The sequence below is a fragment of the Microbispora sp. GKU 823 genome, assembly GCF_002027145.1.
Classification (GTDB): domain Bacteria; phylum Actinomycetota; class Actinomycetes; order Streptosporangiales; family Streptosporangiaceae; genus Microbispora; species Microbispora siamensis.
In genome coordinates, this window is sequence record NZ_MWJN01000007.1 from 69584 (window position 1) to 86774 (window position 17191).

General features: G+C 72.7%; 16 protein-coding genes and 3 pseudogenes. 9 read left to right on the forward strand and 10 right to left on the reverse strand.

Annotated features, from left to right (window positions below):
* Positions 1 to 63 precede the first annotated feature (63 nt).
* The 3 genes from B1L11_RS06015 to B1L11_RS46505 are packed head-to-tail and all read left to right on the forward strand — an operon-like array spanning position 64 to position 3301.
* Positions 64 to 756: a TetR/AcrR family transcriptional regulator gene (locus B1L11_RS06015; protein WP_256862269.1), complete on the forward strand. Its 693-nt coding sequence runs from the start codon at positions 64 to 66 to the stop codon at positions 754 to 756.
* On the forward strand, positions 753 to 1697 hold the full coding sequence (locus tag B1L11_RS06020; RefSeq protein ID WP_079313554.1) for an ABC transporter ATP-binding protein: 945 nt from the start codon (positions 753 to 755) through the stop codon (positions 1695 to 1697). Before B1L11_RS06015 ends, B1L11_RS06020 begins: the two co-directional genes overlap by 4 nt.
* Positions 1694 to 3301: an ABC transporter permease gene (locus B1L11_RS46505; RefSeq protein WP_079313555.1), complete on the forward strand. Its 1608-nt coding sequence runs from the start codon at positions 1694 to 1696 to the stop codon at positions 3299 to 3301. The genes B1L11_RS06020 and B1L11_RS46505 overlap by 4 nt, the downstream gene beginning before the upstream one ends.
* Before the next feature lie 31 nt (positions 3302 to 3332).
* Here B1L11_RS46505 and B1L11_RS06030 read toward each other — a convergent pair whose 3' ends face one another.
* Positions 3333 to 3653, reverse strand: a complete 321-nt coding sequence (locus B1L11_RS06030; RefSeq protein WP_256862270.1) for a MarR family transcriptional regulator — start codon at positions 3651 to 3653, stop codon at positions 3333 to 3335.
* Here B1L11_RS06030 and B1L11_RS06035 point away from each other — a divergent pair, their 5' ends adjacent.
* The 3 genes from B1L11_RS06035 (at position 3654) to B1L11_RS06045 (ending at position 6314) form a co-directional block, all read left to right on the forward strand.
* Positions 3654 to 4223 carry an alpha/beta fold hydrolase gene (locus B1L11_RS06035; protein WP_079313556.1) on the forward strand — a complete coding sequence of 190 codons (570 nt, stop codon included), beginning with the start codon at positions 3654 to 3656 and terminating at the stop codon, positions 4221 to 4223.
* Positions 4224 to 4359: 136 nt separating this feature from the next.
* Positions 4360 to 5388, forward strand: a complete 1029-nt coding sequence (locus tag B1L11_RS06040; RefSeq protein ID WP_079313557.1) for an NAD-dependent epimerase/dehydratase family protein — start codon at positions 4360 to 4362, stop codon at positions 5386 to 5388.
* Between the two features lie 26 nt (positions 5389 to 5414).
* Complete coding sequence (locus tag B1L11_RS06045) at positions 5415 to 6314, forward strand: aldo/keto reductase (RefSeq protein ID WP_218670929.1); 900 nt, start codon at positions 5415 to 5417, stop codon at positions 6312 to 6314.
* Between the two features lie 152 nt (positions 6315 to 6466).
* Here B1L11_RS06045 and B1L11_RS06050 read toward each other — a convergent pair.
* Positions 6467 to 7146, reverse strand: a pseudogene (locus B1L11_RS06050) (response regulator).
* A 390-nt stretch (positions 7147 to 7536) separates the two neighbouring features.
* Positions 7537 to 8190: pseudogene (locus tag B1L11_RS06055) on the reverse strand (histidine kinase dimerization/phosphoacceptor domain-containing protein); the annotation flags it as partial.
* A 241-nt stretch (positions 8191 to 8431) separates the two neighbouring features.
* On the opposite strand from B1L11_RS06055, the gene B1L11_RS06060 reads away from it, so the two are divergent.
* Both B1L11_RS06060 and B1L11_RS06065 read left to right on the forward strand, forming a co-directional pair.
* Complete coding sequence (locus tag B1L11_RS06060) at positions 8432 to 9187, forward strand: ABC transporter ATP-binding protein (RefSeq protein ID WP_079313558.1); 756 nt, start codon at positions 8432 to 8434, stop codon at positions 9185 to 9187.
* Positions 9184 to 9996 carry a hypothetical protein gene (locus B1L11_RS06065; protein WP_079313559.1) on the forward strand — a complete coding sequence of 271 codons (813 nt, stop codon included), beginning with the start codon at positions 9184 to 9186 and terminating at the stop codon, positions 9994 to 9996. The genes B1L11_RS06060 and B1L11_RS06065 overlap by 4 nt, the downstream gene beginning before the upstream one ends.
* A gap of 16 nt (positions 9997 to 10012) precedes the next feature.
* On the opposite strand, the pseudogene B1L11_RS06070 reads toward B1L11_RS06065, so the two are convergent.
* A pseudogene (locus B1L11_RS06070) lies at positions 10013 to 11106 on the reverse strand (winged helix DNA-binding domain-containing protein).
* 210 nt (positions 11107 to 11316) lie between these two features.
* On the opposite strand from B1L11_RS06070, the gene B1L11_RS06075 reads away from it, so the two are divergent.
* Complete coding sequence (locus B1L11_RS06075; RefSeq protein WP_143737019.1) at positions 11317 to 11964, forward strand: hypothetical protein; 648 nt, start codon at positions 11317 to 11319, stop codon at positions 11962 to 11964.
* Positions 11965 to 12036: 72 nt separating this feature from the next.
* Here the strand turns inward: B1L11_RS06075 and B1L11_RS44895 are convergent, their stop codons facing one another.
* The 6 genes from B1L11_RS44895 to B1L11_RS06105 all read right to left on the reverse strand — a co-directional run bounded on the left by B1L11_RS44895 (position 12037) and on the right by B1L11_RS06105 (position 17145).
* A complete protein-coding gene (locus B1L11_RS44895) occupies positions 12037 to 12696 on the reverse strand; it encodes a hypothetical protein (protein WP_143737021.1) in 660 nt (219 codons plus the stop codon).
* Between the two features lie 254 nt (positions 12697 to 12950).
* Positions 12951 to 13472: a S1 RNA-binding domain-containing protein gene (locus B1L11_RS06085; RefSeq protein WP_079313562.1), complete on the reverse strand. Its 522-nt coding sequence runs from the start codon at positions 13470 to 13472 to the stop codon at positions 12951 to 12953.
* Between the two features lie 141 nt (positions 13473 to 13613).
* Positions 13614 to 14225, reverse strand: coding sequence for an FMN-binding negative transcriptional regulator (locus B1L11_RS06090; RefSeq protein WP_079313563.1), 612 nt, complete (start codon positions 14223 to 14225; stop codon positions 13614 to 13616).
* Between the two features lie 163 nt (positions 14226 to 14388).
* Complete coding sequence (locus tag B1L11_RS06095; RefSeq protein WP_143737023.1) at positions 14389 to 15027, reverse strand: response regulator transcription factor; 639 nt, start codon at positions 15025 to 15027, stop codon at positions 14389 to 14391.
* On the reverse strand, positions 15024 to 15347 hold the full coding sequence (locus B1L11_RS06100; RefSeq protein WP_079313564.1) for a sensor histidine kinase: 324 nt from the start codon (positions 15345 to 15347) through the stop codon (positions 15024 to 15026). The genes B1L11_RS06095 and B1L11_RS06100 overlap by 4 nt, the downstream gene beginning before the upstream one ends.
* Before the next feature lie 13 nt (positions 15348 to 15360).
* A complete protein-coding gene (locus B1L11_RS06105; protein WP_143737025.1) occupies positions 15361 to 17145 on the reverse strand; it encodes a histidine kinase dimerization/phosphoacceptor domain-containing protein in 1785 nt (594 codons plus the stop codon).
* Positions 17146 to 17191 lie beyond the last annotated feature (46 nt).

The window sequence follows — 17191 nt, forward strand, 5'->3', positions numbered from 1 at the left end:
CACGCTGGACGAAGGCTATACACATGTATAGCCTGCTGTTCGTAGGAACAGTATCCTGCACGCGTGGAAAGGACGACGGTGGCGACACCTCCCGGACCGGATCCCGAAGACCTCACGGCGCGCGCCCGGATCAGGGACGCCGCACTGCGGCACTTCGGCGACGACGGCTTCGAGAAGGCGACGATCCGGGGCATCGCGAGGACCGCGGGCGTGTCCCCTGGGCTGGTCCGCCACCACTTCGGCTCCAAGCAGGCGCTGCGTGAGGCCTGCGACGAGCACCTCATGAAGATGATCCGGCGCCTGAACGACCAGGTCCGGGCCGACACGACGCTCAGCGACGTGAGCTACGTGGGCGCCGCCCGCGCGGCGATGGCTCCCTACCAGCTCTATCTGGCGCGCAGCCTGGCCGACGGATCGGCCGCGTCGATCTTCGACGAGATGACGCGGATCTGCGAGGAGTGGATCGCGGGCGCCGACGCCGGCCGCCCCGATCCCCCGGACGTTCCGGCGAAGATCAGAGCGGCCGTGTTCACGGCGATGGCACTGGGCATCCCGGTCCTCGCCCCGCACATCTCCCGCGCCATGGGAGTGGACATGTTCAGCCCCGAGGGGGACCTGCTGCTCTCCCGGGCACTGGTCGACCTCTACTCGCATCCCCTCATGGCTCCGGAGGACGCCGCCCGCGCCCGGGCAGGCCTCGACCGGCTCGCGGGCGCGCGGCCCCCCGGCCGCAGAACCGAGGAGAATTCCCCATGACAGACGCCATCTCCGTGGCCGGGCTGGTCAAGACGTTCGGACCGACCAAGGCCCTCGACGGCCTCGACCTCGTCGTGCGCACCGGCGAGGTCCACGGCTTCCTCGGGCCCAACGGCGCGGGCAAGAGCACCACCATCCGCATCCTGCTCGGCATGATGCGCGCGGACGCCGGCGTCGCCCGCCTGCTCGGCGGCGACCCGTGGGCCGACGCGACCGCACTGCACCGCCGCCTGGCGTACGTGCCCGGGGACGTCGTCCTGTGGCCCGGCCTGTCCGGGGGCGAGGTGATCGACCTGCTCGGCAGGATGCGGGGCGGGCTGAACAAGCGGCGCCGCGCCGAGCTGCTTGAGCGCTTCGACCTCGACCCCCGCAAGAAGGGGCGCGCCTACTCCAAGGGCAACCGGCAGAAGGTGGCGCTGGTCGCGGCCCTCGCCTCCGACGTGGAACTGCTGCTACTCGATGAGCCGACCTCGGGCCTCGACCCACTGATGGAGGAGGCGTTCCGCGAGGCCGTGCGGGAGGAGCAGCGCCGCGGCGACCGTACGGTGCTGCTGTCCAGCCACATCCTGTCCGAGGTCGAGGCGCTGTGCGACCGGGTCACGATCATCCGCGACGGCCGCACCGTGGAGACCGGCACGCTCACCGAGCTGCGCCACCTGACCCGCACCACGATCGAGGCCGAGTTGGCCGGCCCCGCGGACGGGCTGGCCGCGATGCCCGGCGTGCACGACCTGCTCGTACGGGACGGACGGGTGCGTTTCGACATCGACGCCGCCGCGCTCGACCCGGCGCTGCGCCACCTCACCGCGGCGGGCGTGCGCAGCCTCGTCAGCCGTCCGCCCACGCTCGAGGAGCTGTTCCTGCGGCACTACTCTTCCACGCCTGCTGCGCACGACTCCTCCCAGCCTGCTGCGCAGGACGCACCGGAGGCGACCCGATGACGGCGCTCACCGGAACCTGGGGGCTGGTCCGGCTGATCCTGCGTCGCGACCGTGTCCTGACCCCGCTGTGGGTGCTGGTCCTCGGCCTCGTCCCGATCTCGTACGTGGCCTCCATCGACGGGTTGTTCCCCAGCGCCGCGGCGCGGCAGCAGTACGCGGACCTGAGCGCGCACAACGCCGGCTTCGTCGCGCTGTACGGCCGCCTGCACGGCTCCAGCCTCGGCGAGCTGGTCGCCTGGCGGGGCGGGTTCATCCCCGTCATGGCGGGGCTGTTCTGCATCCTCACAGTCATCCGGCACACCCGGGCCGAGGAGGACAGCGGCCGCCGCGAACTGCTCGGCTCGGCCGTCGTCGGCCGCCACGCGCCCCTGGCGGCGGCGCTGGTTTCGGTCTTCGCCGCGGGCCTCGTCCTCTGCGCCGTCCTCGCCCTCGGGATGATCGGGCAGGGCCTGCCGGCCGCCGGCTCGTGGGCATTCGGCGCCGAGCTCGCCGTCACCGGCTGGGTGTTCGCCGCGGTCGCTGCGATGGCCGCGCAGCTGACCGCCGGCGCGGGAAGCGCGCGCGCAATCGCGATCGGCGCCCTCGCCGCCGCCTACGTCCTGCGGATCGTGGGCGACGTCGGCGCCCTGGACGACGGCACGCCGTCGTGGGCCGGTCGGCTGTCCCCACTGGAGTGGGTGACGTGGATCCGCCCGTACGGTGAGGACGCCTGGTGGCCCGTCGCCCTCACCGCCGGGGTGGCCGTCGCGCTGGCCCTGGGGGCCGCCGCACTCTCGACGCGCCGCGACCTCGGCGCCGGCCTGCTGCCGCCCCGGCTCGGCCGCCCGGCGGCGGGCCCCGCCCTGCGCTCGCCCCTGGCGCTGGCCTGGCGGCTGCACCGGGGACTGCTGGCCGGTTGGGCCGCCGGGTTCGCCGTACTGGGCGTCGTGCTCGGCTACCTCGCGGCGAGCGTCGCCGATCTCGTGCGCGACGCGCCGCAGATGGCCGACGTGTTCGCCCGCCTCGGCGGCGCGGCCGGGCTCGTCGACGACTACCTCGCCGCCACCACGAACCTGTTCGGCCTGATCGCCTCCGCGTACGCCGTGCAGGCCACCCTCAGGGCGCGGGCCGAGGAGACCAGCGGGCGGGCCGAGGCGGTGCTGGGCACCGCGGTCGGGCGGCTGCGCTGGCTGGGCGGCCATCTCGCCTTCTCCCTGGTCGGCCCGGCGGCCGTCCTCGCCGCCGCCGGGCTCGCGATGGGGCTGGCCCACGGGCTGAACACCGGTGAGGCCGCCCGGCAGACGTCCCGGCTGCTGGCCGCCGCGCTGGTCCAGCTTCCCGCCGTCTGGGTGCTCGCCGGGGTCACGGTCGCGCTGTACGGCCTGCTCCCCCGACTCACCGCCCTCGGCTGGGGCGCACCGGTGTTCTGCCTGCTGATCGGGATGGTCGGGGCCGCGATCGGGCTGGACCAGTGGGTGCTGGACGTCTCCCCGTTCACGCATGTCCCCCGCCTGCCCGCGGACCGCTTCGGCGTCGTGCCGCTGGCGTCGCTGTCGGCGATCGCCGCGGTGCTGACCGCCGCCGGCCTCGCCGCCTTCCGCCGCCGGGACCTGCCCATCCCCTGACGCCCCACCTACGGTCCGGCCTTCCCCGGCGTCAGGGACGGCGGGGCGCCGATCCCGGCGCGAGGCGGCGGGCGAGGAACTCGAGCGCATCGACGACCTCGGCGACCTGCGCCGGGTCGTCGGTGCCCAGAGCCGCCGCGAGGGGCCCCTCGACACCGGCCGCCCGCACGGCCTCCACACGCGCGGACCGCCCGGGCGCCTGCCTGATCACGATCCGGCGGCGGTCGGCCGGATCGGGGGCCGTCACGACCGCCCCGGCCTCCTTCAGCCGCGCGACGGCCCCCGACACCGCGCTCTGCGGCAACCCCGTACGCGCCGCGATCTCCCCGACGGAGGTCTCCGGCCGGCGCACATGCTCGGATGCAGCTTCGGCGCGGCCATCGGGCTGCATCTGGCCGTCGAGCATCCGGAACAGCTCGGCACCCTGATCGCGCACGAGCCGGTCGCCCCCGGTCTCCTGCCCGCCTCCGAACGCGTCCGTCACGTGCGGGAACTGGAGGAGCTGCAGCACCTCTACCGTGACCGCGGCCTCGCCGAGGCGTTCGTCAAGATCGCGGAAACGCTGGGCATCGACCCCGTCGCCCAGGACACCGAGCCCGGACTTACCCCGCATCCGATGAACGATCGGCGGCGGGCCGGCTTCGACTTCTTCATCCGCAACGACTTCACCGCGATCGCCCGCGACACGCTGGACGTCGCCGCCCTCGGGGACACCCCGGTCCGCGTCGTCCCGGCCTTCGGCCGGACCACGCCCCGGCACGTCTTCGACTACCGGTGCGCGCAGGAGCTCGCCGCGCTCCTCGGGGTCGAGGCGCGGGAGTTTCCCGGCGGGCACAACGGCAACACCACCCACCCACGCGCGTACGCCACGCGCATCCGCGACCTCGTGGCGCTCGAGGTGTCCAGTGGCGGGCACTCTTGACGTGAAACGACGCCACGCCCTAGGTTGCTGCCGAAACCGACAATTTTCACAAATTGCCCGAAAGCTTTCGGGTCAGCCGACACCCGCCGGACCGGGTGCGGCGCGGCCCGTAGCCGTCCCATGATTCGGAGTCCGCGTGAAGGTCCTCTACATCGGCGGCACCGGAACGATCAGCTCGGCCTGCGTGGCCGAGTCGGTGCGCCGGGGCCTTGACGTCCACGCGCTCAACCGGGGCCACACCGCCCGGCGCCGTCCCCTGCCCGAGGAGGTCACGACGCTCACCGCCGATGTGCGGGACCGCGACGCGGTGCGCCGGGCCCTGGCCGGGAGGACGTACGACTGCGTCGTCGACTTCCTCGGCTACACGGCCGAGGACGCCGCGGCGGCGGTGGACCTGCTGGACGGCCGCACCGCCCAGTACGTCTACATCAGCAGCGCCTCCGTCTACCACAAGCCGGTCCGGCGGGCGCCGTTCACGGAATCGACCGCCCGGCGCAACCCCTACCTCGCGTACGCACGAGACAAGATCGCGGCCGAGGACGTCCTGCGCCGCGCCTACGAGGAGCGCGACTTCCCCGTCACGATCGTGCGCCCCTCGCACACCTACGACGACGCGCACCCGCCGCTGCCCGGCGACTGGACGGCGTGGGACCGGGTCGTACGCGGCGACGAGATCGTGGTGCCCGGCGACGGCACCAGCCTGTGGACCCTGACGCACGCGGACGACTTCGCCGTCGGCCTCGTCGGCCTGATCGGCGCCTGGCAGGCGCTCGGCGAGGACTTCCACATCACCTCCGACGAGGCGCTGACCTGGAACGAGATCTACGAGGTCGTCGGGCGGGCGGCCGCGACACCGGCCCGGCTCCTCCACCTGCCCGCGGAATTCCTGCCGCTCGCCGCGCCGGACTGGTTCTGGTCCGACCTGATCGTCGGCGACCTCCAGCACACCGCCGTGTTCGACACCACGAAGATCAGGCGGTTCGTCCCGTCGTTCCGGCCGGTCGTCACCTGGCCGGAAGGGGCCAGGCGACTCCACGCGTGGCGGTCCGCTCATCCGGAGGAGACCCGGCCCGACGCCGCGACCGACGCGGTGCTGGCCCGGCTGGTCGAAGGACACCGGTTCGCCTCGGCGGCCGTGGCGCGCCTGGCGCCCGTCCACCGCTGACGGCTCGTGACGGAAGGACGCCCCCGATGCCCCTCGATTCCCGCGACGACCTGACGGTCCCGGACCCGGCGCTGCGCCGGCCGTTCGGGCGCACCGGCCTGGCGGTGACACCGATCTGCGTCGGCACCAGTCCCCTGGCGAGCATGCCGGGCCTGTACGGGTACGAGGTCGGCGAGCAGCGAGCGCGGGCCACGGTGGAGGCCGTGTTCGACGGGCCGTTCAACTTCCTCGACACCTCGAACAACTACGGCGGCGGCAGCGCGGAACGGCGCATCGGCGCCGTGGTCCGCCACCGCGGCGGCGTCCCCGCAGGATTCGTCCTGGCCACCAAGGTCGACGCGGACCCGGACACCGGTGACTTCTCCGGCGAGCGCGTGCGCCGTTCGGCCGAGGAGAGCCTGGAACGGCTCGGCGTCGGCCACGTGCCGCTCCTGTACCTGCACGACCCCGAATTCCACATCACCTTCGAGGAGGCCATGGGCCCGGGCGGGGCGGTGGAGGCGCTGGTCGCGCTGCGGGACGCCGGCGTCGCCGGCCATCTCGGCATCGCGGGTGGGCCGGTCGGCCTGTTGCGCAGATATGTCGCCACCGGCGTGTTCGACGCCGTGATCAGCCACAACCGCTGGACGCTGGTGAACCGCGAGGCCGCCCCGCTGCTCGACGAGGCCCGCGATCGCGGCGTCGCCTTCGTCAACGGCGCGCCGTACGGTGGCGGGATGCTGGTCAAGGGACCCGACGCCCAGCCCCGCTACGCCTACCGGGACACCGGCGAGTCCGTCCGGAACGCGGTCCGCGCCATGCGACGGGTCTGCGACGCGCACGGCGTGCCCCTCGCCGCCGCCGCGCTGCAGTTCTCGCTGCGCGATCCCCGGGTTGCGTCCACCATCGTCGCGTCTCGGAACCCGAGCGGCTCGAGGAGACGCTGAGCCTCGCCGCCACCCCGATCCCGTCGGTTTTGTGGGACGAGCTCGACCGGCACCTGCCTTCTCCCGCCGCCTGGCTGGACTGATCGTCCGACCGGCTTCCCGGCTCTCGGTCAGGTGCCGGCCCGGCGTGGGGCGCGTACGGGAAGTGGCGCTCACAGGAGACCGGCGTCGCGCACCTTCATCGCCACCTGGACGCGGTTGTCGGTGCCGAGCTTGGCGAAGATCCTCGTGATGTTCGCCTTCACGGTGGCGACGCTCATGTAGAGACGCTCGGCGATCTCGGCGTTCGACCTGCCGTGGGCCACCTCGACCGCGACCTCGAGTTCGCGCTCGGTGAGCCTGCCCCAGCTCCTCCCGCGCCGCCGGGGAGGGCCGGTCCGGGCCCGCCGGTCGCCGCGGCGATCACCTGCCGGGTGACGCTCGGCGACAGCACGGGCTCGCCCTTCGCCACGGCACGGACCGCCTCGATCATCCGAGGCGGTGGGGTGTCCTTCAGCAGGAAGCCGTCGGCGCCGAGCCGCAGGGCCCGCAGCACCATGTCGTCGGCGTCGAACGTGGTGAGCACGAGGATCCGTGGCGGGCCGGGCTGGGCCCGCAGCAGCTCGGTGGTGGTCAGCCCGTCCTGGTTGGGCATCCGGATGTCCAGCAGCACCACGTCGGGGCGCAGGTCGCTGATCACGTCCATGGCGCGAAGCCCGTCCTCGGCCTCGCCGACGATGTCGAAGTCGGCTTCGCCACCGAGGATGAGACGCAGCCCGGTCCGCACCATCGCGTCGTCATCCACTATCACCAGCCGGGTCACGATCCGCAGCCTCCCATGGCAATCGGACATCAAGGATGAATCGCCCGTCCTGGATCGTATGGGTGAGAGTGCGCCGGCCATTTTCGTCCGCTCCGCCAGGCCCACCAGGCCCAGCCTGCCGCCCGGTCCGGGAACCGAGCCGGGGCGTGCGGCGTTCGTCACCCGGATCCGCAGGCCCTCCCCCGGCCGTCCGCCGAGTTCCGCGGTGACCCTGGCGCCCGGCGCGTGCTTGCGCGCGTTGGTCAGCGCCTCCTGCACGATCCGGTAGGCGTGCCGGCCCGTCTGCGCGGGCAGCGACTCCCGGCCGGCGATGCGGTCGTCCACGTCGACCCGCTGGCCGGCGGCGCGGACCTCGCCGAACAGCGCGTCCAGATGGGCCAGATCGGGCTGCGGCGCCTCCACCGCGCCGTCGTCGCGAAGAGTGCGCAGCACCGTGCGCAACTCGTTGAGCGACTGGTGCGCGTTCTCCTGGATGGCCAGCGCGGCCTCGCGTGTCTGCTCCGGGCCGAGGTCCGTACGGTAGGCCAGGCCCCCGGCCAGCATCGCCAGCAGGGAGATCCGGTGCGCGAGCACGTCGTGCATCTCCTGGGCGATCTTGACCCGTTCCGCCAGCCGCGCCTGGTCGATCCGCTGCCGCTGCTCACGCTCGGCGGCCCGCGCCCGCTCGCGCAGGGACAGCTCCAGGTCGCGGCGTCCCCGCAGGTAGAGGCCGAACACGGTCAGCCCGCCGAGAATCGTCAGCCCCGAGACCGAGGAGACGACGGTGGCCTGGTCTATGCCGCCCAGAGCCCCGCTCACCAGCAGGCACGCCACGGACACGGCCGCGACCGGGATCGTCCGGCTCCATCGGCGATGGGTCACCAGGGACACGTACGCGACCTGCGCGGGGCCGGTCGCCGTGGCCGAGAACGCGGTCAGCAAGGCGGTCGCCAGGGCGATCTGCCACGGCCACCGGCGCCGCCACCGCATCAGGACCAGCCCGATCAGGCCGAGCGCCGTGTCGATCAGCGCCTGCGGGAGACGGCCGCCGTCGTGCAGCACGAGCCAGGCCAGCACAGTGCCGTGGAAGAGCATCGGCACCACGGCGCACAGGTAACGCAGCGCGACACCCTGCCTGTCCAGGGGTGGCTGGTAGTCCGGTCGGCCGCGCACAGCCCCACAGCTTAGGGACCACGCCGAACAGGTTTTAGCGACCTGGGTCGACCTGTGGACAACCGTAGGTATCGCCCGCGGGCGAAAGGCCGGGCCCCGCGTCGAACCACGGCGTACCCCGGTCCGATGCGGCGGCGTCCGCCCTCGCGGTGGACTGGGCGGCGTGATCGAGTTCAACCACGTCAGCAAGATCTACGGGAAGGTGAAGGCGCTCGACGACGTGACCTTCACCGTCGGGGCCGGGAGCGTCACCGGCTTCCTGGGGCCCAACGGCGCCGGGAAATCGACGGCCCTGCGCATCCTGGTGGGGCTCGCCCGCCCCTCCTCCGGTTCGGCGACCTTGCTCGGCCTGCCGTACGCCGGGATGGCCTGCCCGGGCCTGCGGGTCGGCACCCTGCTCGACGCCGGGGCCCAGCATCCGGGCCGCACCGGCAGGGAGGTGCTGACGCTCGGCGCGACGACCCTCGGATTACCGCGGACCCGGGTCGGCGAGGTGCTCGACCTGGTGGGGCTGACCGAACGGGAGAGCCGGCGGACGATCGGCGGCTACTCACTCGGGATGCGCCAGCGGCTCGGCATCGCGCACGCCCTGCTCGGCGAGCCCGAGGTGCTCGTCCTCGACGAGCCCGCCAACGGTCTCGACCCCCAGGGCATCCACTGGATGCGCCGCCTGCTGCACGACCTCGCCGACGCCGGATGCGCGGTGCTGCTCAGTTCGCACCTGCTGCACGAGGTGGAACAGGTGGCGGACCGCATCGTGATGATCGGCCGTGGCCGCGTGCTCGCCCAGGGCACGGTCGACGAACTGAGCCGGGGCCGCGGCCTCGAAGAGACCTTCCTCGAACTGACCGCGCACACGGACCGGAGCCCGGGCGGCGGCGCGTCCCCGGGCATCGACGCGGGCCGGGGCGCCGCATGACCCGCGCCGCGCACCACCTGGACGACATCGCGGGGCCCGGATCGAACCCCGTCACGAAGGACGACGACATGACCGCCGACACTCCGATCCCGTTCCGCAGACTGCTCATCGTCGAAGCCCGCAAGCTCGTCGACACCCGAAGCGGCACGATCATCTCGTTGATCATGGTCGGGCTGGTGGTCGCATCCGTCGTCGCGCGCGGCGCCGTCGCCGGGCCGAAGCTGCAAACCCTGGTGGGCACGGCGGGGATCGCCCTCGGCACCCTGCTCCCGGTGCTCGGCATCCTCACGGTGACCGGCGAGTGGGCGCATCGCACGGCGCTGACCACCTTCGTGCTCGAACCGCGCCGCCATCGCGTCCTCGCCGCCAAATGCCTGCCGCCCCTGCTCGCGGCGGTGGCGCTCTCACTGTTCGCCATGCTGGTCGCGGTGCCGGCCACGGCCGTCGTGGCCGGGGTCCGGAACATGCCCGCCACCTGGGAGGTCCGGCCTCTCGGGCTGCTCGGCTGGACCGGGGGGAACGTCCTCGTGGCCGCGGCGGGCCTCGCCCTCGGCGCGCTGCTCCTCAACGCGCCCGCCGCGATCGTGATCAACTTCTCGACTCCGGTCCTGTGGGCCGTCGTCGGCAGACTCGGCTCCGTCGGCGCGACCCTCGCCGAGTGGCTCGACCTCAACACCACCGCCGCCCCATTGACGAGCGGCGACATGACCTGGAGCGAGGGGGCCCGGCTCGCGGCGTCGGTCGCCTTCTGGATCGTCCTTCCCATGGCCGCCGGCCTGGTCCGCGTGCTCCGCAAGGAGGCGACCTGACCGGGCGCAGCCTGGGCTACAGGCAGCCGAGGAGCGTGGCGACGCGGTCGGTCTCCGCGGCCAGGAGGTGCTCCGGCACCGGTTCGAAGAGCTCGACGACCGGACGCCCCTCCTTGGCCTCCCAGACGCCCGCCACCCGGCCCTGGTGGACGACCACGGGTGAGATCCACCCGGCCGTCCGGCTCACCTTGGGCCGCACGGCCTTCGGCAGGAGCGGTTCCAGGTCACGCGGCGCCCCCAGGATGAACTGGTCGAAGCCGGGCAGCAGATGCACGTCCTCCGACGGCGGGCAGGCCAGCAGATCGTCCAGAAGCTCCGCCGGCAGCACGGCGGGCATGCCCTCCACCTCGACCTGCGCGAGCTCACCCTCCAACTCCCCGAACCAGCCGCGCAGGACGGCCTTCGGCGTGACGCCGCGGAACAGCCAGGCGTCGAACATTCGGGGAGTGGCCGGGCCGTGGGCGCCGAGGAACGCGCGGAGCACCCGCACTCCCCCTTCCTCCGGCGACAGCGCCTCCCCCCGGCCGCCCGGCAGCCAGTCGGCGGGCGTGGTGAAGGTGACCCTGCGGTCGCGCGGCGGGCCGTAACACAGCTCGCCCAGGAAGCTGAGCGGCTTGAGCAGCGCGCCCCAGCCGGACGTGAGGGCCTCTCTCAGGTGGGCGTCCCCGGTCACCTCGATGACCGCCTCGACCAGTTCCTCGCGGGTCAGCACCGGCCGGACAACGCGCGAGGAACGGCGTCCACGACGGCCTCGATCTCCCGGGCCGACACCCCGTGGCCGCGCTGCCAGGAGGCCCTCTCCCAGAACCGGAGCGACCCGAGGGCGGCGCGGTAGGCGGGGAACTCGTCGGCCGGGAGGAGGTGGAGCGTGCTGCGCATCGTCCAGGTCTTGACGAGCGTGCGGTCACGCCACAGGGCGTCCTCGATCTCTCCCGGCCGCGGGTTCGCGTGCCGTACGGCCACGGCCAGCGCCGCCGACGAGGCGACCTGCGCCTGCACCCCGCACAACCGCCGGGCGATCGCCACCGCGTCGCCGCCGCCCGCGGGCTCGACGAACTGCCGTCTCAGCCTCCAGGCGAGCACCTGCGCCCAGGTCGTCTCAGCAACCACGTCACACTTCTACACCTCGGGTACGACAAGTCGCGCACCCCCGATACGCGCGGTCCCGCGGTCCGCCTCCAGACGACTCACGGCCGGACGCCCCGGAGGTGGCGGTCTCCGGTGGACACCCCGAGGCTAGAGTTGTCGCTTCCTGAAAGATCAAGGGATCAGGAGGCAGCCGTGGCGTTCGGCAGGTCCGGGAAAGCCGATGAGCCGCCGGTGGAACCCGTCGCGTGGACGGAGGTCTGGGAGTTCGTCGTCAGCAGGGTGGAGCGCCCGGAGACGCCCAAGCGCAAGACGGCGAGCCGGGGGGCGCGTGCCGTACGGGTGCCCCGAGGAGGGAAGTTCGACAAGGTCCTCGCCCCCTGCGCGTATCTCGCCTCAGGGCAACTCCAGGGGCTGCCCGCCGCTCCGGAGCTGACCCTCTTCGAGGACACCGCCCAGCGGCGCCTGCTCTGTTACGTGGCGGCTCCCCGGGAGGTGGACGGAGAGCGCCACCACGTCGTGCACGACGGCCAGGGACAGGTCATCGGCACCGTGAAGCGGATCCCGCCGAAGCGCCCGTTCCGGCACACCTGGCGGATCGAGCAGCCGGGGCATCCGGAGATCACGGGGCGCAACGAGTGGGTGAGCGGCGGCCTCAAGAACGTCGCCGGGCGCGCGGCCGAACGGTTGTTGCACGGGGCCCTCGACGGCGTGCTCGCCGGCCCCGATCTGTCGGACCTGGGCCGGGGATCCCGTTCGCTCGAATGGCGGTCCGGTGAGGAGATCGTGATGACGTCGGAGGGCAGCGCCCACGTCAGGATCCGCAAGGCATGGCTGGATCGGCGTCTCGCGTTCGCCTTCGCGCTCATCGGGGACGCCTGAGACGCCGCGCATGCTCTGTCGCCCCGGATCCGGTAGCCGCCTGGCACCCCTTTGCCGCATACCGTCTCCTACTCACCCCCGGGACTTCGAGCTGTCGGAGTCCGGCGTGTAGCCGCAGCTTTCCGGGCTGCATTCGGTCTTGTGGTCCTGGCCCCAAAGGCCGGTGTCTCGTTCGATCGCCCGAGCGAGGTGAACCAGGCTGCGTTGCCGCCTGCGGGAAAGGTTGGAGGGCAGTGCGGTGAAGGTTTCGGGGAGTACGGCGACCGAACTGCTGACCTGTTCGCCGTCGGCCATGCGCAGCAGCGTCCGGCATTGCCACCAGCGGATCTTCCCATCGGGGTCCGGCCAGTAGTAGTCCGCCGGGTCCGGCACCAGGTAGTGGGCACTTTCCGGATCGAGGTGGGCACGCAGCCACGACCCGCCTCCGCCGAGGCCGAGCCGAAGCGTTGCGGCTTCGTCGTGGATGGCGCACATGGCGTCGGCATCCAGCGTCTTGAGAACACGTGCTTGCCGAGGAAGCGGCGGGCGCCCGGCAGGGGTTCGTACGGGCCAGCGTTCCGGCACGCCCAATCGCTGCCGCAGACCGAGGCGTGGCGGGCCGCCCTTACGGGGAGTCGGAAGCGGAGGCGGGGGCGTCCAGCGAAATCCGGCCTGATCGAGTCGCTCCAGGATCCATGTGCGCCCTTCCGCGCCGGCGGTGTTCCACGTCCAGCTCATCGGTCGTTCGGCCATCGCGCGCTCCCGGGTGCTCGTACGCGGGTTCGTACGGGAGTCCTGCCGAGATGACGGCCTGGCGATCCCCGGCATGTTGTGGCAGAGGTCGGCCAGGAACCTGATGCGGTCGAGAACAGCGGCCGGTGAGACCCCTTCCTCTTCGCGTCGGACCTTCCCTGCCAGGTATCGGATTTCGACGAGTGCCGTGGCTGCGAGGAATGCGGCCGCCTCCCGGTCGGCCTCAACTGCGCCGTGGCTCCCGCGGCGGCCTCTCATGCTCGCCTCGTGGGGAGGGCGAGTTCGATCCGCCGTCGGGTGACGTCGACGCGAATGATCTCGACCGTCAGGACGTCGCCGTGCCGCACGTCCCTGTCGGCCAGTTCGGACCTGGGTACGAGTCCCTCGAACCCGTTCTTCACGTCCTCGATGCGGACGAAGGCGCCGATGGGAACGACCTTGGTAACGGGGCCGGTGACCGTGCGGCCGATCCGCTGCCGAAGGTCGATCAGCGGGTCTTCCTGGAGCGCCTTCAGAGACAGCGGCACCCGCCCGCGCTCGACATCGACGTCGAGGATCTCGGCCGTGACCTCTTGGCCGACGGCGACGACATCCGCCGGGTGATCTATGCGCCGCCACGACAGCTCGGGGATATTGATCATGGCAGTGAAGCCGCCGATGTCCACGAAGGTCACGCCGAAGTCGGCGATCTCGATGACTCTTCCCGTGATGCGCTGACCTCGGCGAAGTGTTCGCAGATAGGCCAGTTCTCGCTCGTTGAGCGCTGGGTTCGGCATGTCATCGTTCCTTCGCCGACGAGGGGTGTGCGCTGAGGCGAATCGACCCGGCGCGGCCCTGGGGAATGCCGGTCTCGCCGGCAAGGGGATGCGCCAGTCCGCACGGTCCTGTGACGGCACCGAGCACGGTTTCTCCGGGGGTCAGCCGAGCCGGCGCAGGAGGTGGTCGCGCGCGGCACCGTCGCCGGGCCCGCCCCGCTCCGCGAGACGTTCGGCGACGTACCGGCGGTGGTCCTCGTCCACGTTCCCGCCGTACTTGAACTTGCCGTTGACCTTCTGGACGGCCAGCCGGAGGCCGCGGATGCCCGGCAGGCTCCGGTGGTGCTCGGCGGGGTCGGCGAGATCGTGGTCCAGGCGGGCGAGCTGGGCGCGCAGGATGCCGAGCTTCCCGTCGCGGTCGTCGACGATCTCCGCGTGACAGACCAGCTGGACGGCCGCGTAGTACGTCGTGGGGATGCCGAGCCGGGGATTCTCGTCGGTGCCGGGCAGCGCCTTCCACGCCCCCTCGACGTACGCCCAGTCGCCGGCCACGGCCATGACCACGGCAGGGTTCTCCTCGATCGCCGACCAGATCGGGTTCGGCCGGGCGAGGTGCAGCAGGATCGTGGACTCGTCGGCGAGGAGGAACTGCGTCGGCACGACCACCGGCACATCGCGGTCGCGTCCGGACGCGATGAGGTGGCCGAACTCGTTCGCGCGGACGAAGGCCAGCGCCTCCTCGTCCGTGGCGGCGTCCCAGGGGTGAATCAGCACAGCCTCACTTTACTCACCGACAATCCGGACAAATCCGAGAGATCGACAGGTCACGCCGCGCACCGAGACCGGTCGCACCCCGTGGACGATCGATCCTCATGGCACAGCACCGGCCCGCCCGCAGCCGATAAGGCCCGTTCCTACCGGCCGACGAGGCCCGCTGCTACCGGCCGCCGAGGCCGGCGTCCCTGGCGCGCGCCACCGCCGCGGCCCGATCGGAGACGCCGAGCTTGGCGAAGATGTTCGACACGTGGTTGCGCACGGTCTTCTCGCTCAGATACAGGCGCCGCGCGACGGCGTTGTTGGTGAGACCCGCGGCGACGAGGTCGAGCACCTCCACCTCCCGTTCCGTCAGCTCGGGCAGCGGCCGGGGCCGTACGGGCGACGCGGTGAGAGCGGCCAGCACCCGGCTTCCGGTCGCAGCGCCGAACACGACCTGGCCCGAGGCCACCGCCTCGAGCGAGCGCACGATGTCCGCGGGCGTCGCCTCTTTGAGCAGGTAGCCGCGGGCGCCGGCCCGTACGGCGGCGAGGATCGACGCGTCGTCGGACAGCATGGTCAGGGCCAGCACGGCCACGCCGGGGTGCCGGGCCGTGATCCGGGACGTCGCCTCGATGCCGCTGATGCCCGGCAGGTGCAGATCCATCAGGACGACGTCGGGAGCGACCTGGTCCACCAGCTCGACGGCCGCCTCGCCGGTGCTCGCCACCCCCGCCACCTCCACCTCGGGCAGATCGCGGAAGAGCGCGACCAGCCCTTCGGCGAACACCGGGTGGTCCTCCACCACCATGACCCGGATCATCGGACCGCCAGCGGGAGCCGTACGACCAGGTGCGTGCCCGCCCCGGCCTGGTCGAGCAGTTCGAAGGTGCCGTTGAGCTCCTCGGACCGGCGCCGCATGGAGGCGAGGCCGAACCCGTGGCGGGCGGGCGACCCCACCCCGACACCGTCGTCGTCGACCCGCAACTCCAGGACGTCCGGCGCGTCGCCCGCCCGCAGGCTGACCGTGCACCGGGACGCCATGGCGTGCCGTACGGCGTTCGTCATGGCCTCGGCCGCGATCCGGTACGCGGCCAGCTCGACCGGCGGCGGAAGGGCGGGCAGGTCGGGCGGGACCTCCACCTCGACGGCGAGATCACCCGCGAAGCCCCTGCCGAGCTCGGCCAGCGCGCCCGTGAGCCCCCAGAGTGTCCAGGGGCGGCGGGCGCAGGTCGTTGACGATCGCGCGGACGTTCTCGACCGTGCCGCGGATGCGGCCGGACAGCTCCTCCATCACCCGTTTCGCCTCCTCGGGGTCGGTGTCGACCAGGCGCCTACTCCGGTCCACCTGCAGCGCGAGGGCCGCCAGCGTGGGGCCGACCCCGTCGTGGAGCTCGTAGAGCAGCCGGTCACGCTCCTCCTGCCGGGCCGCCAGCAGCCGCCCGTGCGAACGCTCCAGGTCCGCGCCGAGGCGGTGCGCCCGTACGGCCACCGCGACGTGCGGCGCGAGCTGCGCCAGCAGCGCACGGTCCTTGGGGCGCAGCCGCTCGCCCAGCACGAGCGTGCCGACCGGCTCGCCCTGGTAGAGGAGCGGAACGCGCTCCGTCACATCTGCGCCGACCCCGCCCGGGCGGCCCCAGGAGGCCACGACCACGCCCGATTCCTCAACGGCCACGTAGTGCATGCGCAGGACCCGCCCGACCTCCGCGGCCATCCGTTCCAGGAGGTCGCCGGGCGCACCGGCGTCCGAGAGCCGCACGCCGAGCCGGCGCAGCGCACGCGCCGGGTCGTCGCGGTCGCCGTACACCAAGCGGTTCGCGGCGGCGGACACCCGCAGATAGACAGGGTGCACCGCGAGCGCCACGATCAGCGCGGACGCCCCGGAGCCGATCGCGTTCCCGAGTGTGGCCGCGACCAGGGCGTACGCGGCCAGCAGGGCGACGCTGACGGCGCCGAACGCGAGCGCGCGCGACAGCAGGAGATCGAGGTCCCACAGGCGGTGCGCGACGACGGCCACCGCCACCGCCACCGGCAGCGGGACGGCGGCGAGCGCCACGATGACCGGCCCCCACGGCACGAACAGCGCGACGCCGAGCAGGCCCACCGTCAGCAGCGCGGCGGCGAGCACCCATTGGAGCCGCCGTCGCACCTCCTCCCCCGCGGACCGGTAACGGACGACGAGCGAGCCGACCGCGGCGAGCACCGCGCCGACCGTGCACACCGTGCCCGCGGTCCTGAGGGCGTCCGGGACCCCGGTGAGTCCGGCCAGCACACCGGCGTATCCCTTGGGGAAGAGCCCGGGGACCTGCTCGTAGGTCACCGGGCGGGCCATCCAGTCGAGCGTGTGGACCCCGATGCCGGCGTACGCAGCGGCCCGCGCGGGCCACCATCGGCGCGAGGGGAGCCGGCCGTCCGGGAAGATCAGCAAGAAGATCGTCGGGACCAGCAGGTAGGCGGGGATCCACAGCCAGTTGGACACCCACATCGCCCAGTCGTCCCCCGGCAGGCCGGTGCCGCCACCGACCGCGCCGCCGTCGAGGCTGCCCTTGACGCCGCCGTTGAGACCGCCGTTGATGCCGCCGTTGATGCCGAGCAGGCCGTACGCGCCGAGGGCGAGCCCGAGCGCCTGGGCCGTGCCGACGACCACCATCACCCAGCCGACCCGGCTCCCCGGCCGCTGCGCCACCACGAACAGGCCGGGCACGCCGAACGCCAGCGCCGCGACCGCCCGAAAGGCGTCGAACCGTTCGACGATCCCCGTCACGCCCAACTGCCGCAGCCTGGGCTCGACGACCAGCGTCCCGAGGACCAGGACGAGCAGCGCGCCCGCCGCCACGGCGCGCGCCGGGCCGATCTGTCCGTCATGAGGGGGATGTTGCCACCCGCACGTCCCGTCGTCACGGGACGAGATGTCCCGTCCCGCGGAGGACCGGCGGCTCATGCCGGCCGGACGTCCTCCGCCGGACCCTCGAATTCGCAACCATCCC